The sequence below is a fragment of the Streptomyces sp. NPDC002853 genome, from assembly GCF_053591915.1.
The window spans coordinates 539,924-566,806 of sequence record NZ_JBSFUS010000001.1; the positions used below are offsets into that span (position 1 = coordinate 539,924).

The 26,883-nt window shown below is 70.6% G+C and carries 21 protein-coding genes; 2 read left to right on the forward strand and 19 right to left on the reverse strand.

All coding sequences use genetic code 11. The features are described from left to right. Positions 1 to 11: 11 nt before the first annotated feature. Positions 12 to 173 carry a hypothetical protein gene (locus tag ACWD02_RS02425; protein WP_365817031.1) on the reverse strand — a complete coding sequence of 54 codons (162 nt, stop codon included), beginning with the start codon at positions 171 to 173 and terminating at the stop codon, positions 12 to 14. A gap of 85 nt (positions 174 to 258) precedes the next feature. After that, positions 259 to 519, reverse strand: coding sequence for a hypothetical protein (locus tag ACWD02_RS02430; RefSeq protein ID WP_451204406.1), 261 nt, complete (start codon positions 517 to 519; stop codon positions 259 to 261). A 99-nt stretch (positions 520 to 618) separates the two neighbouring features. Here ACWD02_RS02430 and ACWD02_RS02435 point away from each other — a divergent pair, with 99 nt between their 5' ends. Next, on the forward strand, positions 619 to 1,704 hold the full coding sequence (locus ACWD02_RS02435) for a M48 family metallopeptidase (protein WP_451203606.1): 1,086 nt from the start codon (positions 619 to 621) through the stop codon (positions 1,702 to 1,704). Between the two features lie 3 nt (positions 1,705 to 1,707). On the opposite strand, the gene ACWD02_RS02440 is transcribed toward ACWD02_RS02435, so the two are convergent. From ACWD02_RS02440 to proB, 5 genes are all read right to left on the reverse strand, one after another. Next, positions 1,708 to 2,775, reverse strand: a complete 1,068-nt coding sequence (locus ACWD02_RS02440) for an SCO2583 family membrane protein (RefSeq protein ID WP_451203608.1) — start codon at positions 2,773 to 2,775, stop codon at positions 1,708 to 1,710. Between the two features lie 66 nt (positions 2,776 to 2,841). Next, positions 2,842 to 3,417 (reverse strand): SCO2584 family spore wall biosynthesis protein, encoded by a 576-nt coding sequence (locus ACWD02_RS02445; RefSeq protein WP_451203610.1) that lies wholly within the window; start codon positions 3,415 to 3,417, stop codon positions 2,842 to 2,844. 66 nt (positions 3,418 to 3,483) lie between these two features. Beyond that, the gene (locus tag ACWD02_RS02450; RefSeq protein WP_451203612.1) at positions 3,484 to 4,776 is read right to left on the reverse strand and encodes a glutamate-5-semialdehyde dehydrogenase; all 1,293 of its coding nucleotides are present in this window, start codon (positions 4,774 to 4,776) and stop codon (positions 3,484 to 3,486) included. A gap of 74 nt (positions 4,777 to 4,850) precedes the next feature. After that, positions 4,851 to 5,333 (reverse strand): hypothetical protein, encoded by a 483-nt coding sequence (locus ACWD02_RS02455; RefSeq protein ID WP_451203614.1) that lies wholly within the window; start codon positions 5,331 to 5,333, stop codon positions 4,851 to 4,853. 180 nt (positions 5,334 to 5,513) lie between these two features. Further along, positions 5,514 to 6,641, reverse strand: coding sequence for a glutamate 5-kinase (gene proB, locus ACWD02_RS02460; RefSeq protein ID WP_451203616.1), 1,128 nt, complete (start codon positions 6,639 to 6,641; stop codon positions 5,514 to 5,516). A 276-nt stretch (positions 6,642 to 6,917) separates the two neighbouring features. Here proB and ACWD02_RS02465 point away from each other — a divergent pair, with 276 nt between their 5' ends. Further along, entirely contained in the window at positions 6,918 to 9,014 is a 2,097-nt protein-coding gene (locus ACWD02_RS02465) for a hypothetical protein (protein WP_451203618.1), read from the forward strand. Between the two features lie 122 nt (positions 9,015 to 9,136). On the opposite strand, the gene obgE is transcribed toward ACWD02_RS02465, so the two are convergent. From obgE to mrdA, 12 genes are all read right to left on the reverse strand, one after another. Beyond that, positions 9,137 to 10,576, reverse strand: coding sequence for a GTPase ObgE (gene obgE, locus ACWD02_RS02470; protein ID WP_451203620.1), 1,440 nt, complete (start codon positions 10,574 to 10,576; stop codon positions 9,137 to 9,139). 133 nt (positions 10,577 to 10,709) lie between these two features. Then, entirely contained in the window at positions 10,710 to 10,964 is a 255-nt protein-coding gene (gene rpmA / locus ACWD02_RS02475) for a 50S ribosomal protein L27 (protein WP_160505003.1), read from the reverse strand. A 14-nt stretch (positions 10,965 to 10,978) separates the two neighbouring features. Next, positions 10,979 to 11,299: a 50S ribosomal protein L21 gene (gene rplU, locus ACWD02_RS02480; RefSeq protein ID WP_363211177.1), complete on the reverse strand. Its 321-nt coding sequence runs from the start codon at positions 11,297 to 11,299 to the stop codon at positions 10,979 to 10,981. Positions 11,300 to 11,463: 164 nt separating this feature from the next. Then, positions 11,464 to 12,813 carry a phospholipase D-like domain-containing protein gene (locus ACWD02_RS02485; protein ID WP_451203622.1) on the reverse strand — a complete coding sequence of 450 codons (1,350 nt, stop codon included), beginning with the start codon at positions 12,811 to 12,813 and terminating at the stop codon, positions 11,464 to 11,466. Positions 12,814 to 12,993: 180 nt separating this feature from the next. Continuing rightward, a complete protein-coding gene (locus ACWD02_RS02490; RefSeq protein WP_451203624.1) occupies positions 12,994 to 16,860 on the reverse strand; it encodes an Rne/Rng family ribonuclease in 3,867 nt (1,288 codons plus the stop codon). A gap of 236 nt (positions 16,861 to 17,096) precedes the next feature. Next, positions 17,097 to 17,900: a TIGR03936 family radical SAM-associated protein gene (locus ACWD02_RS02495; RefSeq protein ID WP_451203626.1), complete on the reverse strand. Its 804-nt coding sequence runs from the start codon at positions 17,898 to 17,900 to the stop codon at positions 17,097 to 17,099. Between the two features lie 46 nt (positions 17,901 to 17,946). Continuing rightward, the gene (locus ACWD02_RS02500; protein ID WP_451203628.1) at positions 17,947 to 19,182 is read right to left on the reverse strand and encodes a hypothetical protein; all 1,236 of its coding nucleotides are present in this window, start codon (positions 19,180 to 19,182) and stop codon (positions 17,947 to 17,949) included. A gap of 37 nt (positions 19,183 to 19,219) precedes the next feature. Further along, the gene (locus tag ACWD02_RS02505) at positions 19,220 to 19,789 is read right to left on the reverse strand and encodes a GNAT family N-acetyltransferase (protein ID WP_451203630.1); all 570 of its coding nucleotides are present in this window, start codon (positions 19,787 to 19,789) and stop codon (positions 19,220 to 19,222) included. Continuing rightward, positions 19,790 to 21,712: a TIGR03960 family B12-binding radical SAM protein gene (locus tag ACWD02_RS02510; protein WP_451203632.1), complete on the reverse strand. Its 1,923-nt coding sequence runs from the start codon at positions 21,710 to 21,712 to the stop codon at positions 19,790 to 19,792. A gap of 64 nt (positions 21,713 to 21,776) precedes the next feature. Next, positions 21,777 to 23,387 carry a CYTH and CHAD domain-containing protein gene (locus ACWD02_RS02515; RefSeq protein ID WP_451203634.1) on the reverse strand — a complete coding sequence of 537 codons (1,611 nt, stop codon included), beginning with the start codon at positions 23,385 to 23,387 and terminating at the stop codon, positions 21,777 to 21,779. Between the two features lie 61 nt (positions 23,388 to 23,448). Continuing rightward, positions 23,449 to 24,651, reverse strand: coding sequence for a rod shape-determining protein RodA (gene rodA / locus ACWD02_RS02520; RefSeq protein WP_451203636.1), 1,203 nt, complete (start codon positions 24,649 to 24,651; stop codon positions 23,449 to 23,451). Further along, positions 24,651 to 26,825 carry a penicillin-binding protein 2 gene (mrdA, locus tag ACWD02_RS02525; RefSeq protein ID WP_451203638.1) on the reverse strand — a complete coding sequence of 725 codons (2,175 nt, stop codon included), beginning with the start codon at positions 26,823 to 26,825 and terminating at the stop codon, positions 24,651 to 24,653. Before mrdA ends, rodA begins: the two co-directional genes overlap by 1 nt. Positions 26,826 to 26,883 lie beyond the last annotated feature (58 nt).

A 26,883-nucleotide genomic window follows, 5' to 3' on the forward strand; every position in this document is an offset into this window, starting at 1 on the left:
CGGTGGACCGCTCAGCGGTCCCGGTTGAAGCGCGTGGTGATCCACAGGAGCAGCATGAGCACGACGAACGCGCCACCGCCGGTGAGGTAGGGGCTGAGGCTTGCGTGCTCGTCGACGTGCTTGCCCTCGGAGGCGAGAGTGACCAGCTGGGAGGCGGTGCTGTGGAGGCTCATCGTCGGCAGGACCTATCCGGAGGTGGGCGGGAACAAGGACTTCCGGGCCATCGTATGCGGGGGCACCGGCAGAGCTCACGCCGACTCAGCCGTTGTGGTCCGCGCGGTCGTCCTCGTCACCCTCGCCCGGACGTCCGGCATTCGCGCCCGCGTCCGTGTCACGGCGCTCCGCGTCGGCCCCCTGGCGGTAGCCGCGCAGCAGGAACCACGCCACGAGCACACAGCCGACGACCATGACGATCAGCACGACGCGGAGCAGATTGCCCGCCCCCTGCTCCTTCGCGGCCAGCGCGGCCGCCTCCGTGACCCAGTGGTGGGCTGCGGCGCTGTGCTCCATGACGGCCATGACGGGCGACTCCATTCGCTGTGCTGCCCTGTCACGGTATCTCCGCCTAGGCTGGGTCCCACCTCGGGGGCATGACTGGACGAGCATGGGGGATGGGGCATGACCGACGACAACGACCACGGCCTGCAGGGCGGTGGCCACGAACACGTGCCGAGCAGGCAGCGCAGGCGTTTCCCCGGCATCTCGTCACGGGCGTACGAACACCCGGCCGACCGTTCGGCCCTGGTGGCCCTGCGCAAGCTCAGCGGCTTCGACACCGTCTTCAAGGCGCTGAGCGGGCTGCTCCCGGAGCGGAGCCTTCGACTCCTGTTCCTCTCGGACTCCGTACGGGTCTCCGACGCACAGTTCGCGCACCTCAACACCATGCTGCGGGACGCCTGTTACATCCTGGACCTGGAGAAGGTCCCGCCGATGTACGTGAACATGGACCCGAACCCGAACGCGATGTGCATCGGCCTCGACGAGCCGATCATCGTGGTGACCACGGGCCTCGTCGAGCTCCTCGACGAGGAGGAGATGCGCGCGGTCGTCGGCCACGAGGTGGGCCACGCGCTCTCCGGCCACTCGGTGTACCGCACGATTCTGCTCTTCCTGACCAACCTCGCGCTCAAGGTCGCCTGGATCCCGCTCGGCAACATGGCGATCATGGCCATCGTGACCGCCCTGCGTGAGTGGTTCCGCAAGTCGGAGCTGTCGGCGGACCGCGCGGGCCTCCTGGTGGGCCAGGACCTCAAGGCGTCGATGCGCGGCCTGATGAAGATCGCGGGCGGCAACCACCTGCACGAGATGAACGTGGACGCGTTCCTGGAGCAGGCCAAGGAGTACGAGGCCGGGGGCGACCTGCGCGACTCGGTCCTGAAGATCCTGAACGTACTCCCGCGTACGCACCCCTTCACCACCGTGCGCGCCGCCGAGCTGAAGAAGTGGGCCGAGTCCCGCGACTTCCAGCGGATCATGGACGGCCACTACCCCCGCCGTGACGAGGACGGGGACACCTCGGTGTCCGACTCCTTCCGCCAGTCGGCCTCCAGCTACGCCGACGACGTACGCAACAGCAAGGACCCGCTGATGAAGCTGGTCAACGACATCGCGGGCGGCGCGGGCGACCTGGGCGGCAAGCTGCGCGGGAGGTTCACCGGGCAGGGCGGCGACCGGAACGACCCCCCGCCCTCCGGCGAGAAGTAGCCCTCAGAGCGAGGGCTGGGCGGTCGCCGAGAGCGATCCGCACAGCGCCGTGGCATCACCCGTCGCGTACGGGTCGGTGCCCGCGGGGCCGCCCGCCTTCGCCTTCTGCCCGGCGAGCAGCGGCCGCAGATGACGGGCGGCGTCGGCGGAGCAGGCGAGCGGGCCCGCCTGCATGTACGACACCAGCAGCTCGGCCTGGCGCATCCGCAGGTCGTCCCGGTCGAAGCGGAACTGCAGCTCACGCCGGACGGTGAAGAGCGAGGCCTTGGCGTGCTCGCTCTTGCCGGCCGGCCGCAGCGCGTAGACGAAGGTGTGGTCCGAGGTCACCTCGAGGGTGTTCTTGTCCGTCTCGGTGGCGTGCAGCGTGCCGTGGACGCGGATGCCGGGCGAGGCGAGGGACGTCTTCGTCGGGTCGAAGCGCACGAGCCAGCCGGTGGGCGCGTGCCGCCCGTCCGCGGCCGGGTGCGCGAAGCTCTCGTCGAACTGGTCGAGCTGCCGCGGGTCGAGCAGGATGCGGGCGGAGCGCACGGCGCCGCCGGTGAGGACGTCCGGGTCGAGCGAGGACTCGACGAGATAGTCCTTGGCGGTGGTCAGCGCGGTCATCACCTGACCGTCCGAGAAGTGCGGGGTCCGGTGCGCCGCGGGGAGGTTGATGCCTGACGCGCCCACCCGGAACTGCGCGGCCGGGCTGTGCGCGAACAGGTCGGCGGGCTTTCCGGCGCCGGGCACGGGCCCCGGCGGGGCGAGCGGGATGACCGTCATCCGCAGCGGCTCGGGGCGCTGGGCGACAGGGTTTTGGTACGGGTGGCGCACGCCCATGTAGATCGCGGTGCCGAAGGCGACGGCGATCAGCAGGACGAGGATCACGGCCTGCTTGGAGAGGTGTTTGTGGTGCGCGGGAGTGCGGCGCACCGCGTGCGTGTGGTCACTCATGCGCTCCTGCGCGGAGTACTCCTGGAGCCGCGCGGCGCGGACGAACGACTCGTCGAAGACGACGGATCGGTACTCGTCCTCACCACCGGCGGGAGCGCCCTCGGATGTCCCCTCGGGTGGTTCTCCTGGCCCGCCCATACCTTCAGGGTAGGTCTCAGCACGGTCAGGTAAACGCCCTGGTGCACGACAAGTTCTGACAACTTCTCACGGGACGCGGGGCGTTGCGGACACCGGTGGCCTGCCGTACTCCGCGGAGGCCGACGGCTCCGTGGACATCGGGGGCGGAGCCGGGTCCTGGCGGCCTGTCGACGCGCCTCGGTAGACCGCGGTGAAGGCGAGCGCGACCATGCCGATGCCCATCAGGAGGGCGAGCATCCAGGCGACGGGGCGGTGCCAGCGGTTGCGGCCCGCGTAGCCCTGCCTGCCGTACCCGTACTCGGTGAACTCACGGTCGTACACGTCGTCGAGGTCCGCGTCGTGGCCGAACTCGCCGGCGTCGTCAGGGCCGAATCCCTCGTCGTAGAGGTCGTCCTCCGGTGAGTCGCGGCCCGAACCCCGGGTGCGGGCCCGGCGGCTCTCGGCCTCGGAAGCCTCCGCGCGCGCCTGGGCGGCGGCCAACAGCCGCTCCACCGCGGTGGGTTCATGGATCTCGGCGGCCTTGACGAAGGCCTCGTCGAAGACCACGGAGGCGAACTCTTCGTCCGCACCCCCGCGGTCGCGGTCGTCGTCGGGCTCCCCGCCGTCAGGAAACGACGGCGTGCCCCCCACGTCCTCCGGCACCCTTCCAGCGTAGACCGGAAGGGGCAATCTGGGCAGACGGTACGGGAATTCGGCCCGTGCGGGAATTCAGCGGGTGTGGCCGTCGCCGGTGACGATGTACTTCGTCGAGGTCAGCTCGGGAAGCCCCATCGGGCCCCGGGCGTGCAGCTTCTGCGTGGAGATGCCGATCTCGGCGCCGAAGCCGAACTGGCCGCCGTCCGTGAATCGCGTGGAGGCGTTCACGGCGACCGTCGTGGAGTCCACCAGCTGGGTGAAGCGGCGCGCGGCCTGCTGCGAGGTGGTGACGATCGCCTCGGTGTGCCCGGAGGTCCACAGGCGGATGTGCTCGACGGCCTGCTCCAGGGAGTCGACGACGCCCGCCGCGATGTCGTACGAGAGGTACTCGGTCTCCCAGTCCTCCGTGGTCGCGGGCACGACGGTGGCCTTCGAGCCGTCGGCGTACGCGACGACCCGCTCGTCGGCGTGCACGGTGACCCCGGCCTCGGCCAGAGCGTCCAGGGCGCGCGGCAGGAAGGCGTCGGCGATGTCCGCGTGCACCAGGAGCGTCTCGGCGGCGTTGCAGACGCTGGGGCGCTGGGCCTTGGAGTTGACGAGGATGTCGACGGCCATGTCGATGTCGGCCTCGGCGTCCACGTAGACGTGGCAGTTGCCGGTGCCGGTCTCGATGACCGGGACGGTGGACTCCTCGACGACGGTCTTGATCAGCGAGGCTCCGCCGCGCGGGATGAGGACGTCGACGAGGCCGCGGGCGCGCATCAGCTCGCGCACGGAGTCACGGTTCTCGCCCGGCACGAGCTGGACGGCGTCGGCGGGCAGGCCCGCTCCGTGGACGGCGTCGCGCAGTACGCGCACGAGCGCGGTGTTCGATTCGTACGCCGATGACGAACCCCGCAGGAGCACGGCGTTGCCGGACTTCAGGCAGAGGGCGGCGGCGTCCACGGTGACGTTCGGGCGGGCCTCGTAGATGATCCCGACGACGCCGAGCGGGACGCGGACCTGGCGCAGGTCGATGCCGTTCGGCAGGGTCGAGCCGCGGACGACCTCGCCGACGGGGTCGGGCAGGGCGGCCACGTCGCGCACGTCGGCGGCGATGGCGCGGACCCGCTCCGGGGTGAGCGTCAGACGGTCCACGACGGTCTCGCTGGTCCCGGCCTCGCGGGCGCGGGCGGTGTCCTTGCCGTTGGCCTCGATGATCTCGGCCGTACGGACCTCGAGGGCGTCGGCGATCGCCAGGAGCGCGTCGTCCTTCGCGGCACGCGGCAGCGGCGCGAGCGTCGCGGCCGCGCCACGGGCGCGGTAGGCGGCCTGGGCGACCGGCGAGAGGTTGTCGTACGGAGAGACCGGCGTGAGGGACGTCATGACCGCAGCGTAATGGGGAGCGGCCACGGTCCACCCACTGTTTCAGCAGCCGAGACCACGGTGCTCACGTCGGCTCAAAAAGGGTGCACGCCCACGGGGGTCGCCGGCAGCGGGCCGTACCCCTCGGCGATGCGCTGGTGGTACGTGTCGCGGTCGATGACCTCGAGACCGACGATCTCCCACGGCGGGAGCTGCGCGCTCTGCCGGTGCTCCCCCCAGAGCCGCAGCGCGACCGCGGCGGCGTCGTGCAGGTCGCGGGCCTCTTCCCAGTACCGGATCTCCGCGTGGTCGGGCGCGTACCTGCTGGTCAGCAGGAAAGGGTGGTCGTGGGCGAGCTGTTCGAGGCCGCGCCGGACCTCCTTCAGCGGGGCTTCGCTCCCCGAGACGCTCAGGGTGACGTGCCACAGACGGGGCGCGTCCACCGTCTCGCCCTCCTGGCTCTCGTCCGTATCGCCCGCCGCTTGCGTGTCACCGGTGTACGTCGCCCCCGCGGCGACGCTGGTCAGGGACCGCTCAGCCGGCGCGCGGGACGACGCTCCCGGGCGCACTCGTCTCACGACGGCCTCCTCTACGCAATGGTGGTGCGGATACGCAATGGTCGTGCGGAAGTGTCTGGAACAAAGTTGAGCAGGCCAAGCGCCCCCGCGGGGCGGTTTTGGGGAGTTTCACCTCGCACGGGCCGGGCGGCGCACGGCGTTCGCGCTTGTTTTCGGCCGCGGCCGAAGCCCGCGAGGAGCTCAGTCGTGCAGCAGGGCGAGGTCGTCGCGGTGGACGACCTCCCGCTCGTACGCCGGTCCGAGCTCGCGCGCGAGATCCCTGGTGGAACGGCCGAGGAGCTGCGGAAGCTCCTTGGCGTCGAAGTTCACCAGACCCCGCGCCACGGCCCGCCCCGCGGTGTCCCGCAGCTCGACGGGGTCGCCCGCGGCGAAGTCGCCCTCGACCCCGGCGATCCCGGCGGGCAGCAGCGATTTGCGCCCCTCGACGACCGCGCGCACCGCCCCGTCGTCGAGTGTCAGCGCGCCCTGCGGCTCGGAGGCGTGCTGAAGCCAGAGGAGCCGGTCGCCGGAGCGGCGGCCCGTGCGGTGGAAGTACGTGCCGGTGTCGCGGCCCGCGAGGGCGTCGGCGGCCTGGCTCGCGGAGGTCAGGACCACCGGGATACCGGCGCCCGCCGCGATCCGCGCCGCCTCGACCTTGGTGACCATGCCGCCGGTGCCGACGCCCGCCTTGCCCGCGCTGCCGATCTGGACGTGCGCTATGTCGGCGGGGCCCGTGACCTCGGAGATCCGGGAGGTGCCCGGCCTGGCCGGGTCGCCGTCGTAGAGGCCGTCCACGTCGGAGAGCAGGACGAGGAGGTCGGCGTGGACGAGGTGCGCGACGAGGGCGGCGAGCCGGTCGTTGTCGCCGAAGCGGATCTCGTCCGTCGCCACGGTGTCGTTCTCGTTCACGACCGGCAGCGCGCCCATCGCCAGGAGCTGGTCGAAGGTGCGGGACGCGTTGCGGTGGTGCGCGCGGCGGGCCATGTCGTCGGAGGTGAGGAGCACCTGCCCGACGCGTACGCCGTAACGCGCGAAGGAAGCGGTGTAGCGGGCCATGAGAAGGCCCTGGCCGACGCTGGCGGCCGCCTGCTGCCTCGCCAGGTCCTTGGGGCGCCTGCGCAGCCCCAGCGGCGAGAGCCCCGCGGCGATGGAGCCGGAGGAGACGAGCACGATCTCGCGCTCGCCACCGCTGCGGCTCTTGGCGAGCACGTCGACGAGGGCGTCAACACGATCGGCGTCCAGACCCCCCGCCGCGGTGGTCAGGGACGAGGACCCGACCTTGACGACAACCCTGTGGGCCTCTGCGATGCCCTGCCTTGCCCCAGCCATCGTACTTCCCCAATGATCCCGAAGATCCCATTCCCTGCCGGACAAGGAATCTACGCGAGTGAGCGCGCGGAACGCCCATCCATTTCGAGGGGCGGACCGAACACTCCCCCGAGGCGAAACCGCGCCCCGGGGTTCAGTACCTTTGCCCCTTTATCCGGTGATTGTCGTCACGGAAGATTGCTACAGGGCCACCGCACGTCATACGGTCAGTGGTCGCTTTCCTTGACTTCCCCCCGTCCGATCCCCCCCCCGATCCCCCGCCAGGAGCCCAAGCCCGTGCCCTCTGCCGGACTCGCCCCCCGCCGCATCGTGCAGCTCACCGCGCTGTTCGCGATGTTCGCGCTCTTCACGGCCCAGCTCGTCAGCGCGCTGGTCCCGTATGTACCGGTGTTCGTCGCCGCGTCCGCGGCGAACCTCGCGCTCGACGTGTATCTGCAGTACAAGCAGCCGGGGCTCCTCTCCCTCCTTGGCAAGATCCGGTTCGATGTCACCGTCAGGCAGCTCCTGCGCGACATGCTGATCCTGGTCGGCCTGCTGCGCATCGACGGCATCGAGCCGCTGGCCGAGCAGTCGCCGCTGACGATCTCGCTGCTCGCCTTCTACTTCCTGCACTTCGGCTGCCAGGCCACCGCCATACTGGTGCGCCGCAGCCGCCAGCTGCCGATCGTCACGCGCAACATCGACGCCTCCGCGCTGCACCTGACCGCCGCCCCGCCGCGGATCCTCTCGCGCCGCCAGGCCCACCGCCTGCTGACGTTCTCGGTCCCCGGCACGGCGGGCCTCCTGGTCACCGCCGCCACCACCGAGGCGTACTGGGGCGGCATCGGCCTCGGGATCTCCATCGCCCTGATGGGCATCGGCGCGATCTACCTCGCCACGTGGCTGCTCCCCAAGAAGCGCGCGAAGAACGACGAGAAGGTCATGGAGTGGCTGGACAACTGGCTGGCCGACTACCAGCCGTCCGTCGCCATGTACTTCTCGGGCGGCTCCACGTCCGCGTACCAGGCGAACATGTGGCTCTCCACGCTCTCCAAGCTCGACGGCAATCCGCTGATCGTGCTGCGTGAGCGCTTCATGGTGCAGAAGATCGACGCGACGGACGTCCCGATCATCTGCTTCCCGAAGGTCGCGACGATGTTCTCCCTGGAGACCTCGACGCTGAAGATGATGCTGCACCCGGCGAACGCCGCGAAGACCTCGCAGGTGCTTCGCATCCCCACGATCAAGCACGCCTTCATCAACCACGGCGAGAGCGACAAGCTGTCCTCCTGCAACCCGTACGCGAAGGCGTACGACGAGGTGTGGGTGGCGGGCCCCGCCGCGCGCGACCGCTACCAGGCCGCCGACGTCGGCGTCGAGGACAAGGACGTGGTCGAGGTCGGCCGCCCCCAGCTGTCCCCGATCCTGCCGTCGACGGGCACCCCCACGGGCCCGTTCACGACCGTCCTTTACGCCCCCACCTGGGAGGGCTGGGACGGCAACCCCGGCAACACGTCGGTGACCCTCGCGGGCGAGAACATCGTCCGGCACCTCCTCGCCGACCCCGGCGTCCGGCTCATCTACAAGCCGCACCCGATGACCGGCTCGCAGGACCCCCGCGCCGGCGCCGCCGACCTGCGCATCAAGGCGATGATCCGCGAGGCCGCCGCCAAGCGTTCGGGCGAGCGTCCCGGCCCGGAGGCGACCGCCGAACTGGCGCGCCGCACCGCCGAGTTGGACCGGCTGACCTCAACCGCGTTCCGCAAGAGCGTGGACGAGATGGAGCGGATGATGCTCCAGGGCACGCCCGACGGCGACCAGCAGACGGCGGTCGCCGAGGCGACGGCCGCGTGGGAGGCGGCGTACTGGGCCTCGTTCCCCGAGTGGGAGCACCAGATCATCACCACCGCGCGCCCCGCGATCTTCTCCTGCTTCAACCAGGCCGACCTGCTGATCAGCGACGTCTCCTCGGTCGTCTCCGACTGGCTGTCGAGCGAGAAGCCGTACGCGGTCGCCAACACGTCAGGCATGTCCGAGGCGGACTTCCGCACGGGCTTCCCGACGGTGAGCGCGGCGGCGATCCTCTCGCCGACCGCCGAGGGCGTCCCGGCCCTCCTGGAGGCCGTCCGCTCCCCGGAGAAGGACACCCACGCCGAGGCCCGCGCGGCCCTCAAGGAGCACCTCCTGGGCCCCTCGGACCCGCCCTCCCTGGTCCGCTTCAACGAGGCGGTCCTCGCCCTCTCGGCCAAGGCCGACGAGCGCCGTGTCCGCATGGCCACCCGCATCGACGCGGAGATCCCCGGCCAGCGGGCGGCAGAGGACGCGGCGGAGGAGATGGAGTCCGACCCGACGGAACCGAACCCGAACGGCGCGGAGGACTCCGTCACGGCGTAGCCCAGTAAGGCGCCCCCGGCGCGGAGAAGGGCCCCGGAGCTTCGGCTCCGGGGCCCTTCTCTTCATGCATGACTGCGGGTGCTTCGTGGCTTGTCGCGCAGTTCCCCGCGCCCCTTACGGGCCTAGAACGGTTCGAAGTCGTCGTACGCCTTCTCCGCCTCGTCACGCTCCGCGTCCCGGTCCCTGCGGCGCTGAGCCGCGGGGCGGGGCGCCTCGAGACGGTGGTCCTCGCCACGCCGGCCGAGCATCTCCGCGCCGGCCATGACCGTGGGCTCCCAGTCGAAGACGACCGCGTTGTCCTCGGGGCCGATGGCGACGCCGTCGCCCGTGCGGGCGCCCGCCTTCATGAGCTCTTCCTCGACGCCGAGGCGGTTCAGGCGGTCGGCGAGGTAGCCGACGGCCTCGTCGTTGTTGAAGTCGGTCTGGCGCACCCAGCGCTCCGGCTTCTCGCCGCGCACGCGGTAGATGCCGTCGTCGCCGAGCTTGACGGTGAAGCCCGCGTCGTCCACGGCCTTGGGCCGGATGACGATACGGGTCGCCTCCTCCTTCGGCTTCGCGGCACGCGCCGCGCCCACGACCTCGGCGAGCGCGAAGGAGAGCTCCTTGAGCCCCTTGTGCGCCACGGCCGACACCTCGAAGACGCGGTAGCCGCGGGCCTCCAGGTCGGGGCGGACCAGGTCGGCCAGGTCCTGGCCGTCCGGTACGTCGATCTTGTTGAGGACGACGACGCGCGGACGGTTCTCCAGGCCGGCGCCGTACTCACGCAGCTCGGCCTCGATGATGTCGAGGTCGGAGACGGGGTCACGGTCGGACTCGAGGGTCGCCGTGTCCAGGACGTGCACCAGGACGCTGCACCGCTCGACGTGCCGCAGGAACTCCAGGCCGAGGCCCTTGCCCTGGCTGGCGCCGGGGATCAGGCCCGGTACGTCGGCGATGGTGTAGACAGTCGAACCGGCCGTCACCACACCGAGGTTGGGGACCAGCGTCGTGAAGGGGTAGTCCGCGATCTTCGGCTTGGCGGCGCTCAGCACCGAGATCAGCGAGGACTTGCCGGCGCTCGGGTAGCCCACGAGGGCGACGTCGGCGACGGTCTTCAGCTCCAGGACGACATCGCCCGCGTCCCCCGGCTCACCGAGCAGCGCGAAGCCGGGGGCCTTGCGGCGGGCCGAGGCGAGCGCCGCGTTGCCGAGGCCGCCGCGGCCGCCCTGCGAGGCGACGTACGTCGTGCCCTCGCCGACCAGGTCGGCGAGGACGTTGCCGTCCTTGTCGAGGATGACGGTGCCGTCCGGCACGGGCAGGACCAGGTCCTGGCCGTCCTTGCCGGAGCGGTTGTCACCGGCACCGGGAGCGCCGTTGGTGGCCTTGCGGTGCGGGGAGTGGTGGTAGTCGAGCAGCGTCGTGACCGACTGGTCGACGACCAGGATCACGTCACCGCCACGGCCGCCGTTGCCGCCGTCCGGGCCGCCGAGCGGCTTGAACTTCTCACGGTGGACGGAGGCACAGCCGTGGCCCCCGCTACCCGCGGCGACATGCAGCTCGACGCGGTCCACGAAGGTGGTCATGGGATGTGCCTCCAGAAACGACGAAAGTTAAGGGGCGAAATGCCCCTAGGTGTAACACGCGAAGGGCGGACCCGCTTCCCGACAGGGAAGTGAGGTCCGCCCTCGCGAAGAACCTGTTCTACGGAAGCCTGATTCAGGCGACCGGAACGATGTTCACGACCTTGCGGCCACGGTGCGTGCCGAACTCGACCGCACCGGCGGCCAGCGCGAACAGCGTGTCGTCCTTGCCACGGCCGACGCTCGAGCCGGGGTGGAAGTGGGTGCCACGCTGGCGGACCAGGATCTCACCGGCGTTGACGGTCTGACCGCCGAAGCGCTTCACGCCGAGCCGCTGAGCATTGGAATCGCGCCCGTTCCGAGTGGACGATGCGCCCTTCTTGTGTGCCATCTTGTCTCAGTCCCTTACTTCGCAGCCGTGGGGATACCGGTGACCTTGATCGCCGTGTACTGCTGGCGGTGACCCTGGCGACGGCGGTAGCCGGTCTTGTTCTTGTAGCGAAGGATGTCGATCTTCGCGCCCTTGTGGTGGTCCACGACCTCGGCCGTGACCTTGATACCGGCAAGCACCCACGGGTCGCTCGTCACGGCGTCACCGTCGACAACGAGCAGGGTCGAGAGCTCGACCGTGTCGCCAACCTTGGCAGTGGAAATCTTGTCAACCTCAACGATGTCGTCGACAGCAACCTTGTGCTGGCGACCACCGCTGCGCACGATGGCGTACACGCGGATCTCTCTCTCGCTCGGAACGGGACCCCCGCAGTCCAGCCGTCCGTATGCACGGGCGGCCTCTTCCGAGCGCTGTGCGCCGGAAGGAAATCAGGTTTACAGGGGTAGGACGTGCCCAGTGACACGCCGACGGTCAAGATTACGGGGCTGGGCCACAAGGGTCAAACCGGCTTCTCGCCGTCCGGCGGCAGCGGCTTGACGCCCTTGCACAGGTCGGTGCCGTCGGCCTTGCCAGGCCAGGCGATCATCCGCACCCGGTCGAAATGGCCGCGGTAGGCGTCGTGCACGGAGTCGTCGTCGATCTTCACGATCGCCTCGTCGTTCTCGCGCAGCGCGGGCGCCGTGTAGTTCTGCGAGCCGGTGAAGGAGAGCTTGTTCTGCTTGCCGTCGTACTTGCCGTCGATGAGCAGGTACTTCGAGTGGATGATGTAGGGCGTCACCAGCTTGGTCCCGGGGTGCAGCGGGTCCCGGTCGTCGTTGAAGCAGCGCACGGTGGGCCCGCCCGCCTTGTGCAGGGCCTCCCAGGTGCCCGGGGTGCCGCCCTGGCTCTTGGCGCTGTCGGTCTCGGCGTAGACGATGCTGACCGTGCAGCCGGCCTTCTTGAGCGAGACGAGCTTGTCGGCGATCTGCTTCCGGGTGATCTTGAAGATCGAGGCGCGGATGTTGGTGTGACGGGCCACTCCGGCCGCGTCCTTGTAGTTGCACTGCACGTTGTTCAGGACCGAGTACATGGTGTCGGTCTCGTTGACCGTGCCGGAGCGCGGGAAGAAGTACGCCTTGTAGAGGCCGTCGCTCACCGTGCGGTAGTCCCAGTTCCGCCAGTCCTTGCGGATCATGTCGGCGAAGTAGTCGGCGTACGCCTCGTACATCGTGGGGTTGTTCGGGAGCTGCAGCGCGTCGTTGTAGAACTTCGTGTGGGCGGAGGGCGTCGAGTTCGACGTGGTCTGCACGACGACGTCCCTGGCCCCCTCCACCTCCGAGAACAGCCAGAACTTGTTGTGCATGATCGACTTGCCGTACCTGGGATCACCGAGGCAGGACTTGCCGGTCGGGCAGAGCGACACGAAGGACGGCTTGTTCTTGTCGGTGCCGAGCGCCGCCGCGAGCCTGCTGTACGAGGTGTTCGCTGGGCGGTCGCTCCTGCTGGTCTCGTCCAGCAGGATCTGCACGTTCACCCCGCGGTCCCTGGCCGCCAGGAGCGCGTCGACGACCGAGGCCTCCCACACGTGGTAGACCGCGACCTTGATGGTCGAGCCGGGCACCGCGGCGTTCGTCAGCTCGATCAGCCGGGTCCTGATCGCGTACTGCTGCTCGGGGGTGCCCAGCGGGTCGTTGAAGAGCGGCGCCTCGACCAGCGGCGGCTCCCCGTCGGCCGCTGCCGTCCCCATGGCGCTGACGGTCTGGATCCCTGCCGCCGACAGGACCGTGGCCAGGGCGACCGCCTGGCGTCCGCCCTTGATCTGTTTCACGGCACGGTGACGTCCCGTGCCCCTCAGGCGACCGTGCGCCATCGTGCGTCCCCTCCCTGACACGAGCGGAGCGTCTCCCGAACGCCCCGCGCGTGTGCTCTTCCAACAACCGCATGAGTTTTACAAACAGCTCTCTGTGTTCCAACAGAGAGGTGCCCCCGGCGTGGCCAGATCACCACGCCGGGGGCACCCGGTCATATGTGCGGACTACGAAGGAGGGGGTCAGCCCTCGTCGGCCGCGGAGGCCTTGACGCCGGACAGCGTCTGCTCCGCCGCGGCGGTCTTCTTCGTCGTCTTGGACGCCTTCTTGGCCGTCGTCTTCTTTGCGGCCGTCTTCTTGGCCGCGGTCTTCTTGGCGGCGGCCTTCTTCGCGGGCGCCTTCTTGGCGGCGGTCTTACGCGCCGTCTTCTTGGCCGGAGCGGCTTCCTCGGCCTCGGCCTCGGGCTTCTCCGCTGCCTTCTCGGTGGCCTTCTCCGGGGCCTGTGCGGCCTTCTCGGCCGACGGGACGACCAGGACGGCCGCTTCCTCGGACGCGGTCGGCGCGGTGGCCTTGCGGACCGCACGGCGGCGCGGACGGGCCGGGGCGGCGTCGGCAGGCGCCTCGGCCACCGGCTCGGCCACGACGGGCTCGGCCACGGGCTCCGCCTTGGGCGCCTCGGCGACGATCACCTCGGCGGCCTGGGGCTCGGCGCTCTCGGCGCTCTTCGGGGAACCGGCGGGCGAGGTCGCCTTGCGGGTCGCACGACGGCGCGTACGCCCCTTGGGGGCCGCGTCGTCCACCGGCGCCTCGTGGGCCACCTCGACGACCGGGTCCTCCGCGGCGGCCGGAGTCTCGACCACGGGGGCCTCGACCACCGGAGCCTCGTCCTCGGCCGTGGCGGCCTTGCGGGACCTGCCCCGCTTCTCCGCCTTCGGCGCGGTCTCCGTCTTCGGGGCGCCGGCCGGAGCCGAGGCCCGACGGGTCGCCCTGCGGCGCGAACGGCCACCGCGGGACGCCGCGGCCTCCGCCTCGGACGCGCTGCTGTAGAGCTCCTCGTCCGGCACGAACTCCGGCTCGGGGAGCGCCACGGGAGCGGCGGCCTCCGCGGCGACCTCGGCCTCGGTCTCGGTCTCGGTCTCGTCCGTGACCTCGAGGGCCTCGTGGTCGTGCTCGTGCGTGTGCTCCTGGCCCTGCTCGGAGCCACCGCGGCCGCGCTTCTTGCGCTTGCCGCCGCCACCGGCGGAGGTCGGCTGCTCCATGTGCACGATCACGCCGCGGCCGTTGCAGTGGACGCAGGTCTCGGAGAAGGACTCCAGGAGGCCCTGGCCGACGCGCTTACGGGTCATCTGCACGAGACCCAGCGAGGTGACCTCGGCCACCTGGTGCTTCGTGCGGTCGCGGCCCAGGCATTCGAGCAGACGGCGCAGGACCAGGTCCCGGTTGGACTCCAGGACCATGTCGATGAAGTCGATGACGACGATGCCGCCCAGGTCGCGCAGCCGGAGCTGACGCACGATCTCCTCGGCCGCTTCGAGGTTGTTCCTCGTCACGGTCTCTTCGAGGTTGCCGCCCTGACCGGTGAACTTCCCGGTGTTGACGTCGACGACGATCATCGCCTCGGTCTTGTCGATCACCAGCGAGCCGCCGCTGGGCAGCCAGACCTTGCGGTCGAGCGCCTTCATCAGCTGCTCGTCGATGCGGTACGTCGCGAAGACGTCGACCTCGGAGGTCCAGCGCTGCAGGCGGTCGGCCAGGTCGGGGGCGACGTGGGCGACGTATCCGTGGATGGTCTCCCAGGCGTCGTCGCCGCTGACGATGACCTTCGAGAAGTCCTCGTTGAAGATGTCGCGGACGACACGGACGGTCATGTCCGGCTCGCCGTACAGAAGGGTCGGCGCGGCGCCGCCGTTCTTCGCCTTCTTCTGGATCTCTTCCCACTGCTGCTGCAGACGCTCGACGTCACGGCGCAGCTCGTCCTCGCTCGCGCCCTCGGCGGCGGTGCGCACGATGACGCCCGCGTCCTCGGGGACGATCTTCTTGAGGATGGTCTTCAGACGCGCGCGCTCGGTGTCGGGCAGCTTGCGGCTGATGCCGGTCATCGAGCCCTCGGGCACGTAGACCAGGTAGCGGCCGGGCAGCGAGACCTGCGAGGTCAGACGCGCGCCCTTGTGGCCGATCGGGTCCTTCGTGACCTGCACGAGGACCGACTGGCCCGACTTCAGGGCCGACTCGATGCGACGGGGGCCGTTGGCCATCCCGAGCGCCTCGAAGTTGACCTCACCGGCGTACAGGACGGCGTTGCGGCCCTTGCCGATGTCGATGAAGGCGGCCTCCATGGACGGCAGCACGTTCTGGACCTTGCCCAGGTAGACGTTGCCGACGTACGAGGTGGCCTGCTCCTTGTTGACGTAGTGCTCGACGAGCACGTTGTCCTCGAGGACGCCGATCTGGGTGCGCTCGCCGTTCTGGCGGACGACCATCACACGCTCGACGGCCTCGCGGCGGGCCAGGAACTCGGCCTCGGTGATGATCGGGACGCGGCGGCGGCCCTGCTCGCGGCCTTCGCGGCGGCGCTGCTTCTTGGCCTCCAGGCGGGTCGAGCCCTTGATGGACGTGACCTCGTCGACGCCGGTGCCCAGCTCGCGCTCTTCCTTCTTGCGGGGCTCGCGGACCTTGACGACCGTACGCTCCGGGTCGCCGTCGGCCGCGCTCTCGCCCTCACCGGAGTCACCGGCCCGGCGACGGCGGCGACGACGGCGCCGGCTGCTGCTCGAACCGGAGCCCGAGCCGTTGTCGTCGGCGTCCTCGTCGGACTCCTCGGCGGCCGGCTCGGCGTCCTGCTCGGCGGCGTCCGTGTCGGAGTCCGCTTCGGCGTCCGCGTCCTGCTGGTCGCCGGAGTCGTCGGCGGACTCGCCGCGGCGGCGGCGACGGCCGCCACGACGGCGACGGCGGCCGTGTCGCTCACCGGAGTCGTCGGACTCGTCGTTGTCGTTGTCGTTGTCCTCGGCGGTGTCCTCGGCCTCTTCGGCCTCGGGAACCTCGGCCTCGGCGGGCTGCGGAGCGGCCTTGGCGGGCTCGCGCTCGGCGGCGGGCTGCTCGTCGGCGGCCCGGCCACGGCGGCGGCGACGGCGCGGACCCGTCTCCTCCTCCGCCACGGGGGCGGCGGCCACGGGCTCGGCCTCGACCTCTTCGGCGGGTTCGTCGGCCGCTTCGGCGGCGGCAGCGGCCGCGGCGCTCTCGGGGGTCTGGAACATCGGCGCGGCGAACACCGGCGCCTGGAAGACGGCGACGGCGGGGCGCGGCTTCCTTCCGGAACCCTCCTCGCTGTCACCGGCACGCGACTTGCGCGCCCGCGCCGGGGCGGGCGCCGAGAATCCGGCGGCGGCCTTACGGGTGGCACGGCGGGGACGGCGGCCACTGGGCGCGTCCTCTTCGACGGTCTCCGGCTCGGGGGCCTGCTCGGCCTCGGCGGGCACGGCGGCGGCCTTCGGCTCGGCGGCGGGGGCCTGCTCGGCGGCCTGCGTCTGTGCGCCGGCGGGCGCGGACGAGCCACGGGTCGCACGGCGACGGGCACGGCGCGGGGCGGCTTCGGCGGCCTCCGGCTGCGCTTCGGCCGCGGCCTCGGCGGCGGGCTCCTCGGCGGCGGACGCGGCGGCGGGCTCCGCGGCCGCGGGCGTCTCCGCGGGGGCCTCGGCACCCTGCGGCGCACCGGCGGGAGCCGAGGCACGGCGGGTGGCGCGGCGGCGGCGCGGGGCGGGAGCGGCTTCCTCGGGCTCAGCCTCGGCCACGGCAGCGGCGGGCTCGGCGGCCGGGGTCTCGACGGGCGTCTCGGCACCCTGCGGCGCACCGGCGGGAGCCGAGGCACGGCGGGTGGCACGGCGGCGGCGCGGGGCGGGAGCGGCTTCCTCGGCCGCTGCGGGCTCCGGAGTCACGGCCTTGGCGGGCTCTTCGGCGGCGGGGGTGGCCGGTATGGCCGGAGCCGCGGCTTCGGTGGCCCCCACGGGCGGACCCGCGGGCCGCGACGCCGCACGGCGCCTGCGGCGCGGCGGCAGGGTGTCGCTGGGCGTGTTGTTGTCCGAGCCCTCAGTGGGTTCGTTCGGCTCATGCATGCGGGCGGTTCTCCCGTCACGCTCCCGGGCGCCGCGCCTGGTCCGGTGATGTCCGCGGCCCTCGCTCAGCTACGCGGGGCCGCCATCCGGGGGCGTGGGCGCCGCACGGGAGCTCTATGTGTCTGTCTCGCCGGTTCCGTACGCCCAAATGCGGACGGCCTGGCGAAAGTCTCGGTCAGTGCGCTGCCCGACCCAGGTGGCTCCCGAGTACCAGGGCGGCGCTTCGACGCTTGTCCCTACACGGGACCTTCCTGCGCCGGCGCCTTCGCGGTGGCTGCGGCGGCCCCTTGGTTCTCAAGTGGGGCCGTGGCTGCCTCGCGGTCGGGCGCGAGCGGGTCGGTCACCGTGCCGGTCTCGTCGTCAAGAAGCCCCTGCGCCAGCCTGGTCACCGCTGCGGGGACCGGCGGCGCCAGGTCGGCCACAGCTCGGAGACCGGACAGGACGTCGTCGGGTCGTACGGCAGGTGTCACGTGCCGAACAACCAGCCGCAGTATCGCACAGGGCTGGTCGGTCGGCCTATCAGCGTCGCGGCTGAGTGCCTCGTCGGAGGCCAGGGCCTCAAGGCTCACGACGGCCTCGCGGGCGTCGAAGGTCCGCATGCCGTTCTTCGTGCGGCGCTGGACCTCGACGGTCTCCGCGGCCCGGAAGGCCTCGGCGGCTCGCTGCGCGTCCGCGGGCTCGACGCCGTTCAGGCGCAGCTCCCAGATCGACGCGGTGAGCCGGTCGGCGAGTCCCGAGGTGTGGGACACGACGGCGTCGATGATGTCGAGGCCGGTCGGCATCGACTCGTCGAGCAGCTCGCGCAGCTTGTCGGGGTCACGCGGCTCGGTGAGCGCGATCTCCAGGTACTCGGCCTCACTGCCCGTGCCGGTGGGTGCGGCATTGGCGTACGACACCTTCGGGTGCGGTGTGAACCCCGCCGAGTACGCCATGGGCACCTCGGCGCGGCGCAGCGCCCGCTCGAAGGCGCGCTGGAAGTCACGGTGGCTGGTGAACCGGAGGCGGCCGCGCTTGGTGTAGCGCAGTCGGATGCGCTGCACCGCGGGAGCGGGCGGCGGGCCTTCGGGCTGTCGCTTGCCCAGTGTTCTAGTCCTTCGTGAGTGCGGTCGTACTGCTACCTAGAGTACGTGCCGCGGGCGTGTCCGGTTCCCGCCGGGCCACCGGCACCGGCGCGGGTTCCATCGGGGCCGCCGCCACCGGCGCCGGTACCTTCGGCGCCCCGAACAGCATGCGGCGTACGTCGGCGCGGGCGTCCCGCACGCTCTGGCGGGCTGCTGCCAGGGCGTGCCGGGTGGCGCGGCCCGTGTCCTTCACCACCTTGGCCGCGGGCCGCCAGATGGTGTCGCGCACCAAGTGGCCCACGGGAGTGAGGACCGCGCGGTACACCCAGCGCACCGGCTCGACGAAGAGCCACCGCAGGAGCCGGCCGATGAAGCGGCCCACGGCCAGCGAGACATACCCGGCGATACGCCAGGCGTGTCCGAACGCTGCTCCGATCTCGCGTCCGACGACGGCGATGCCCCGCCCGATGGGCGCGAGCACCCAGCGCCACAGGGCGACGGCGGGCACGACGAAGATCCAGCGCCCCAGCGCGCCGAGCACCGCCCCGATCCCCCGGGCCGTCCAGGCGATGCCCGCCCACGTTCCCTTGGCCAGCCAGGCGATCGCGTGGCCGATCGGGGTGAGCACGGACGCGTACAGCCAGCAGGCGGGGATCACCACCAGCACCCGCCCCAGCCACGCGAGACCCTTGCCGACGGGCACCACCACGTACCGCCACAGCCCCACCCACGGCCACACGAACACGGCCTTGAGCAGCCACATCACAGCGGCGCCGATGCCACGTCCGGCCACCGCCGCCGCCGCGGCGACGACCCGCGCCAGCCAGGCGATCGCGTGCCCGACCGGGGTGAGGACGGAGACGTACAGCCACTCGGCGGGGATCACGAGCAGCACCCGCCCCAGCCATGCGAGGCCCTTGCCGACGGGCACCACCACGTACCGCCACAGCCCCACCCACGGCCACACGAACACGGCCTTGAGCAGCCACATCGTGGCGGTGGTGACGCCGAGCGCGACCGGTGCGATGACGTACTCGTACAGCCAGCTCAGCGGCGTCACGATCAGCGTCCGCCCCAGCCATGCCAACGCGCGCCCCACGGGCCGCAGGCCTCTGAGGTACACGAAGCGGCCGCAGACGGCCAGGGCGTCCCACACGAGGCGCACCGGGACGACGAGCACGAGCACGACGATCCGCACCGGGATGCGGATCGCCACGGCGAGACAGCCCTCGGCCTGTGGGGGCCGCTTTCCCAGGTCCATGCCGTCCTAGACGCGTGAAGGGAGGGATGTGGTTCGGTCAGGCGCCGGTCGGGATCCAGTAGCGCAGCTTTCCGCCGCGTTCGTCCTCGAAGGCGCCGCCCGCGGCCTCGATCACCTTGCGCGAACCGGTGTTGTCGGTGTCACAGGTGACCAGGACCGACCCGATGCCCAGCGCGCGTGCGTACGGCAGTGCGCCGATCAGCATCGCCGTGGCGTGGCCGCGGCGGCGGGCGGTGGGGCGTACGTCGTAGCCGATGTGGCCGCCGTACTCGCGCAGGAAGCGCGTGTTGACGTTGTGCCGGATGGCGAGACGGCCGAAGTAGTCGGCGCCGTCCGCGTACCAGAGCGTCGTCACGGGGACGGAGAGCGGCTCGGCGGGGTGCACGGCGTCGTGGACCTCGGCCACATAGCGCTCGAAGACCACCGGGTCGTGCCACTTGTCGCCGTAGTCGCGCAGGGTGCGGCCGAGCGTCGTGTCGTCGGCGTCGCCGCCCCGCCCCTCGGCGCGGAACTCCTCCATCGCGGCGATGAAGGAGTGGTGCACGAGGCCGGTGGGCGGGACGAGTCGAGGACCGCTCGACCCGTCCACCGGCTCCTGCCGGGTCACTTACTTCACTACCGACAGCGGAAGGAGCTTCTTGCCGGTCGGGCCGATCTGGATCTCGGTCTGCATCTGCGGGCACACGCCGCAATCGAAGCAGGGGGTCCAGCGGCAGTCCTCGACCTCGGTCTCGTCGAGCGAGTCCTGCCAGTCGTCCCAGAGCCAGTCCTTGTCGAGACCGGAGTCCAGGTGGTCCCAGGGCAGGACCTCCTCGTACGTGCGCTCACGCGTGGTGTACCAGTCGACGTCCACGCCGAAGGCGGGCAGCGTCTTCTCGGCGCAGGCCATCCAGCGGTCGTAGCTGAAGTGCTCGCGCCAGCCGTCGAAGCGGCCGCCGTCCTCGTACACGGCGCGGATGACGGAGCCGATGCGGCGGTCGCCGCGCGAGAGCAGGCCCTCGACGATGCCGGGCTTGCCGTCGTGGTAGCGGAAGCCGATCGAGCGGCCGTACTTCTTGTCGCCGCGGATCTTGTCGCGCAGCTTCGCGAGGCGCGCGTCCGTCTCCTCGGACGACAGCTGCGGGGCCCACTGGAAGGGCGTGTGCGGCTTGGGCACGAAGCCGCCGATGGAGACGGTGCAGCGGATGTCGTTGCCCGCGACCTCGCGGCCCTTGGCGATGACGTTCGCCGCCATGTCCGCGATCTGCAGGACGTCCTCGTCGGTCTCGGTGGGCAGGCCGAGCATGAAGTAGAGCTTCACCTGGCGCCAGCCGTTGCCGTACGCGGTCGCGACGGTGCGGATCAGGTCCTCCTCGGAGACCATCTTGTTGATGACCTTCCGCATCCGCTCGGAGCCGCCCTCGGGGGCGAACGTCAGACCCGAGCGGCGGCCGTTTCTCGTCAGCTCGTTCGCCAGGTCGATGTTGAAGGCGTCGACGCGGGTCGAGGGCAGCGAGAGGCCGATCTTGTCTTCCTCGTACCGGTCCGCGAGGCCCTTGGCGACGTCCGCGATCTCGGTGTGGTCCGCGGAGGACAGGGAGAGCAGGCCGACCTCTTCGAAGCCGGTGGCCTTCAGGCCCTTCTCCACCATGTCGCCGATGCCGGTGATGCTTCGCTCCCGCACGGGGCGCGTGATCATGCCGGCCTGGCAGAAGCGGCAGCCTCGGGTGCAGCCGCGGAAGATCTCCACGGACATGCGCTCGTGGACGGTCTCCGCGAGCGGCACGAGGGGCTGCTTGGGGTAGGGCCACTCGTCCAGGTCCATGACGGTGTGCTTGGACACGCGCCACGGGACACCGGACTTGTTCGGCACGACGCGGCCGATGCGGCCGTCCGGGAGGTACTCGACGTCGTAGAACCCGGGGACGTAGACGTTGCCGGTGCGCGCGAGGCGGAAGAGGACTTCCTCGCGGCCGCCGGGGCGGCCCTCGGCCTTCCACTCGCGGATGATCGCCGTCATGTCGAGCACGGCCTGCTCGCCGTCACCGATGACCGCGCAGTCGATGAACTGCGCGATCGGCTCGGGGTTGAAGGCGGCGTGGCCGCCGGCCAGGACGATCGGGTCGTCGATGGTGCGGTCCTTGGACTCCAGCGGAATGCCCGCGAGGTCCAGGGCCGTGAGCATGTTCGTGTACCCGAGCTCCGTGGAGAAGCTGAGCCCGAACACGTCGAAGGCGCCGACGGGGCGGTGGCTGTCCACGGTGAACTGCGGGACCTTGTGCTCCCGCATCAGCTCCTCGAGGTCCGGCCAGACGCTGTACGTGCGCTCGGCGAGGACGCCCTCGCGTTCGTTCAGCACCTCGTACAGGATCATGACGCCCTGGTTGGGCAGCCCGACCTCGTACGCGTCGGGGTACATGAGCGCCCAGCGGACGTCACACTCGTCCCAGTCCTTGACGGTGGAGTTGAGCTCTCCGCCGACGTACTGGATGGGCTTCTGGACGTGCGGGAGAAGCGCTTCCAGGCGTGGGAAGACGGACTCGACAGGCATCACAGCGTCTTTCGGCAGGGTTCTCATGATCTGGCAGGGGTGACCATCCAGCGTACCCCGCCACTCACCCGCCCAATGACGACCTCAGTTTCGCCTTGGACGCCTTGGCCCATACCCCCGGCAGCTCCCGCTCCCTGTCCGTTGCCGCCGCCTCCTCCTGGCCGTACAGGAGACCCCAGGTGAAGGCGGTCTCGCCTGCCGCGTGGGCCTGGATCGCCAGGTTCCGGAGTGCTTCGCGGGCGACCACGCTGTCCTGGTGGTCGCCGAGGACCTTCTGGACGGCCTTCATCCGCTTCGCGAACCGCTTGGCGGGCTTGCCGAGCGCGGGCCTGGCCGCCTCGCCCGCGTACCGGGCACGCTTCGCGGCCTTGCGGGCGCCGTGCAGCGCCACGTCACGCTCCTCCCCCGGCTCAAGCGCGAGGGCGTGTTCGATGCGGCCCGCGAGGCGGGCGTAGTCCTTCCGCATGGCCTTGGGGAGCGCCTTGGCGGGGGACGCGGCGGCGGCCTTGCGCAGCGGAGGGTCGGCCAGCAGTGCGTCGACGGAGTTCAGGAGCGCCACGTACCGCTTGGCCTCGAGCGCTGCGACGGTCCTGGTCCGGGAGTCGCCTGCGCCGGCGACGGACCAGATCTGCAGGCGGGCCTGGACCGGGCCGAGGAGCAGTGTCCCGGGCACGGCGTCGACGCGGCCCGTGAGCCGCTCGGCCAGGACCTCCTGGTCACGGTCGACGCCGAGCTCGCCCGCGAGCCACTTCAGTTCGTCGCCGATCGGGTCGGTGACGGAACGGTCGAGAAGCTTGCCGTACGAGCGGAACGCGCTGCGCATCCGCCGGGTGGCGACCCGCATCTGGTGCACGGAGTCCGGCACGTCACGGCGGACGTCGGGGTCGAGGGCGACGAGGGCGTCGCGCTGGGTGCGGATGTAGTCGAGGACGTGGTCGGCAGCGGTGACGGGGTCAGGTCGCACGGCGGGGTCCTTCAGATGGATGACGGCGGCGTGCTCACCCTTCTTCCCCTTCGTGGCCTTGGCAGACGTCGGGCCGCCCGCCGCGAACCGCTGCCCGGCAGCGCCAGGAGCCGTCCCCGCCTGCGCCTTGGCCAGTTTCGACGCGGACGTCGACCGCTCGACGCCCAGCTTCTTCAGCTTCTTCTCGATCCGGTCGAGCAGCACGGGGTCCGCGCCGTCCGCCAACTCGACCTCGATCTCGGCCCACTCTGCGGTGCCGCCGCCCTCCGTGAGCCGCTCGGCCCTGACCCGGTCGATGCTCAGCTCGGCGATGAGCTCGCCCTTGCCGTCGAGGAGGTGGCGCAGGTCCCGCGCGGTCAACAGGCGCATGACGGGCACCAGGGCGGCATCACGCACCCGGGATCGCACGAGCGACGACAGCTCGTGCGGCACCGAGTCCGACAGCGGGGCCTGGATCTCGTCCCGCGCGCCCTGTGCGAGGGACACCGGCAGCTTCAGGTGCCAGCCCTCGTCGTCGCCGCCCGTGCGGCGGCGCAGCGTGATCGAGTCGGAGAGCAGGAGCTGGTCGGTGGTGTCGTGGTAGACGGCGTCGAGTGCGACGACGCCCTTGTCCACGACGTCGGTCACCCCGGCGACACCGGTCAGGTCGGGCAGCTCCGCGTCCGCCCCGACATCGTACTTTCGTTCGATCTCCCGCTTCGTCTGCGCCATGAACCGAATCTAGACGGGATCCGGGGCGCTGGGCAGACCCCCTGTCGCCCCGGAGACGCGTCTAGGCCGACATCGGTCGCTGCACCTTGATGGACTGGAGCAGGCCGACGGCCACCCAGACCGCGAACATCGATGACCCTCCGTACGAGACGAAGGGCAGCGGCAGACCCGCCACCGGCATGATGCCGAGCGTCATCCCGATGTTCTCGAAGGACTGGAAGGCGAACCAGGCGATGATCCCGGCGGCGACGATCGTGCCGTACAGCTCGGTCGTCTCGCGGGCGATGCGGCAGGCCCGCCAGAGCAGGATGCCGAGCAGGACGAGGATGAGTCCCGCGCCCGCGAAGCCGAGTTCCTCGCCCGCGACGGTGAACACGAAGTCCGTCTGCTGCTCGGGCACGAACTGCCCGGTGGTCTGCGAGCCCTTGAAGAGGCCGGTGCCCGACAGGCCGCCGGAACCGATCGCGATGCGCGCCTGGTTGGTGTTGTAGCCGACGCCCGCCGGGTCGAGCGCGGGGTTGGCGAAGGCCGCGAAGCGGGCGATCTGGTAGTCGTCAAGGACGCCGAGCTGCCAGACGGCGATGGCGCCCGCGGCGCCCGTGCCGAGGAGTCCGAAGACCCAGCGGTTGGAGGCGCCCGACGCGAGCAGCACGCCGAGCACGATCATCGCCATCACCATGACCGACCCGAGGTCGGGCATGAGGAGCACGATCACTATCGGTACGGCGGCCAGGCCGAGGGCCTGGAGCACCGTGCGGTGGTCGGGGTGGACCCGGTCGCCCGCGTCCACCCGTGCGGCGAGCAGCATCGCCATGCCCAGGATGATCGTGATCTTCACGAACTCGGAGGGCTGCAGCGAGAAGCCGCCGCCGAGCACGATCCAGGCGTGCGCGCCGTTGATCGTGGCGCCGAGCGGGGTGAGGACGAGCAGGACGAGGAAGACGGAGATGCCGTAGAGGATCGGCACGGCCGTCCGCAGCGTCCGGTGGCCGAGCCACACCGTGCCCGCCATCAGGGCGATGCCGATGCCGGTGTTCAGGAGGTGCTTGAGCAGGAAGGAGTACGGGTCGTCGCCGACCAGCTCGGTGCGGTTGCGCGTCGCGGAGTAGACGAGCGCGGAGCCGATCGCGGAGAGCGCGATCGCGGAGAGCAGTATCGGCCAGTCCATCCTGCGCACCAGCGAGTCGCGGGCGAACAGGCGGGACGTCATCGACGAGCGCTCGGGCCCGTAGCCGGAGACGGAGAAGCCATTGTTGCCGGCCACTAGTCGCGCCTCCCGTTCGCGGGCGCGCCCGCCAGTTCCTGCGGCGCCTCTGACGGCTTGGGTGCCTCGGGCTTGTACGGCTTGATCTTCGGGGAGTCGATCGAGCCGTCGGTCTCGATCTTCGGCAGGTCCTTCTGCGGCTGGGGCAGCAGGGCCTTCTTGAGGTCCTGCTTGCCGCTGTCGTCCAGGCCGTAGATGCCGTCGTAGATCTTGCGGACGGCGGGGCCCGACGCTCCGGAACCCGTACCACCCTGGGAGATCGTCATCACGATCGAGTAGTCCTTGGTGTACGTCGCGAACCACGAGGTGGTCTGCTTGCCGTGGACCTCCGCCGTACCCGTCTTGGCGTGCATCGGGATCTTGTCCTGCGGCCAGCCGCCGAACCGCCAGGCGGCCGTGCCCTTGGTGGCGACGTCGGCGAGGGCACCGTCTATGTCGGCGCGCGTCTTGTCGTCCATGGGCAGCTTGCCGTGGGACTTCGGCTTGATCTCCTGGACCTGCTTGCCGTCGGCGCTGATGATCGCCTTGCCGACGGTCGGGTCGTAGAGGGTGCCGCCGTTGGCGATGGCGGAGTAGATCGTCGCCATCTGTATCGGCGTGACGAGGGTGTCGCCCTGACCGATGGAGTAGTTGACGGAGTCACCGGCGCGCATCTTCATGCCCTCGAGGCAGTTCTCGTACGCGATCTGCTCGACGTAGTCGCCGCCCTTCTTGCCCTGCTTGCACCAGCCGTCCTTGTTGGCCTTCCAGTAGTCCTTCTTCCACTGGCGGTCCGGGACGCGTCCGGTGACCTCGTTCGGCAGGTCGATGCCGGTCTCCTTGCCGAGGCCGAACTGGTGGGCGGTCTTGTAGAACCAGTCCTTGGCGTCCTTCTTCGGCTTGTTGCCGCCGTCCTTGGCCCACTGGTCGTGCGAGAGCTTGTAGAAGACGGTGTCGCAGGAGACCTCCAGGGCCTGGCCGAGGGTGATGCTGCCGTGGCCCTGGGACTCGAAGTTCTTGAAGGTCTGGCCGCCGATGGAGTACGAGCTGGGGCAGGGGTAGCGCCCGTTGAAGTCGTAGCCCGCGTTGACCGCCGCCGTGGTCGGGATGACCTTGAAGATCGAGCCGGGGGCCGCCTGGCCCTGGATGGCGCGGTTCAGGAGCGGATAGTTGGAGCTCTTGCCGGTGAGCCGCGTGTAGTCCTTGCCGGAGATCCCGCCGACCCAGGCGTTCGGGTCGTAGGTCGGGTTGGACGCCATGGAGACGATGCGTCCGGTCTTGTTCTCCATGACGACGACGGCGCCCGCGTCGGCCTTGTAGTTCTCGTTGGTGTTCTTGTCGAACTCCTGGCGGGCCTTCTTCATCGCGTCGTTCAGCCAGTACTCCGACAGGGCCTGTACGCGCGCGTCGATGCTGGTGACGACGTTCGCGCCGGGCTGGGCCGGGTCGTCCTTGGCCTTGCCGATGACGCGGCCGAGGTTGTCGACCTCGTAGCGGGTGACGCCGGCCTTGCCGCGTAGCTGCGCGTCGTAGGTCCGCTCAAGGCCGGAGCGGCCGACCTGGTCGGAGCGCAGGAACGGCGAGTTGGTGTGCTCGGCCTTCTTGATCTCTTCGTCGGTGACGGGCGAGAGGTAGCCGAGCACCTGGGCGGTGTTGGACTTGCCGGGCGCGGCGTAGCGGCGGACGGCGGTGGGCTCGGCGGTGATGCCGGGGAAGTCCTCGGCGCGCTCGCGGATCTGGAGGGCCTGCTTGGGCGAGGCCTCGTCCGTGATCGGGATCGGCTGGTAGGGCGAGCCGTTCCAGCAGGGCTGCGGGGTCTTGGAGTCGCAGAGGCGGACCTTGTCGGAGACTTCCTTCGTGGTCATGCCGAGGACGTCGGCGAGCTTGGCGAGGGCCGCCTTGCCGTCGTCCTTCATCTTCATCAGGTCCGTGCGGGACGCGGAGACGACCAGGCGGGTCTCGTTGTCGGCGATCGGCACACCGCGGGCGTCGAGGATCGAGCCGCGTACGGCGGGGTCGACGACCTGCTGGACGTGGTTGCCGGAGGCTTCCTCGGCGTACTCCTCGCCGTTGCGGATCTGGAGGTACCAGAGGCGGCCGCCGAGGGTGAGGAGGAGGGAGAGCACAAGGATCTGGATGACGATGAGACGGATCTGGACCCGTGGGGTCCGTCCGGTCTCGGGGATGTTGGTCACTGCTTTTCCTCCCCCTCTCAGTGTGTGTACGAGTGGTACGTGTACACGACCGGCCGGT

Bases quoted from the DNA above. Each gene is read 5' to 3' on its own strand.
- ACWD02_RS02425 (WP_365817031.1), bottom strand. From the start codon at position 173: ATGAGCCTCCACAGCACCGCCTCCCAGCTGGTCACTCTCGCCTCCGAG.
- ACWD02_RS02430 (WP_451204406.1), bottom strand. From the start codon at position 519: ATGGCCGTCATGGAGCACAGCGCCGCAGCCCACCACTGGGTCACGGAG.
- ACWD02_RS02435 (WP_451203606.1), top strand. From the start codon at position 619: ATGACCGACGACAACGACCACGGCCTGCAGGGCGGTGGCCACGAACAC.
- ACWD02_RS02440 (WP_451203608.1), bottom strand. From the start codon at position 2,775: ATGGGCGGGCCAGGAGAACCACCCGAGGGGACATCCGAGGGCGCTCCC.
- ACWD02_RS02450 (WP_451203612.1), bottom strand. From the start codon at position 4,776: ATGACGTCCCTCACGCCGGTCTCTCCGTACGACAACCTCTCGCCGGTC.
- proB (WP_451203616.1), bottom strand. From the start codon at position 6,641: ATGGCTGGGGCAAGGCAGGGCATCGCAGAGGCCCACAGGGTTGTCGTC.
- obgE (WP_451203620.1), bottom strand. From the start codon at position 10,576: ATGACCACCTTCGTGGACCGCGTCGAGCTGCATGTCGCCGCGGGTAGC.
- rpmA (WP_160505003.1), bottom strand. From the start codon at position 10,964: ATGGCACACAAGAAGGGCGCATCGTCCACTCGGAACGGGCGCGATTCC.
- ACWD02_RS02485 (WP_451203622.1), bottom strand. From the start codon at position 12,813: ATGGCGCACGGTCGCCTGAGGGGCACGGGACGTCACCGTGCCGTGAAA.
- ACWD02_RS02490 (WP_451203624.1), bottom strand. From the start codon at position 16,860: ATGCATGAGCCGAACGAACCCACTGAGGGCTCGGACAACAACACGCCC.
- ACWD02_RS02500 (WP_451203628.1), bottom strand. From the start codon at position 19,182: ATGGACCTGGGAAAGCGGCCCCCACAGGCCGAGGGCTGTCTCGCCGTG.
- ACWD02_RS02510 (WP_451203632.1), bottom strand. From the start codon at position 21,712: ATGCCTGTCGAGTCCGTCTTCCCACGCCTGGAAGCGCTTCTCCCGCAC.
- ACWD02_RS02515 (WP_451203634.1), bottom strand. From the start codon at position 23,387: ATGGCGCAGACGAAGCGGGAGATCGAACGAAAGTACGATGTCGGGGCG.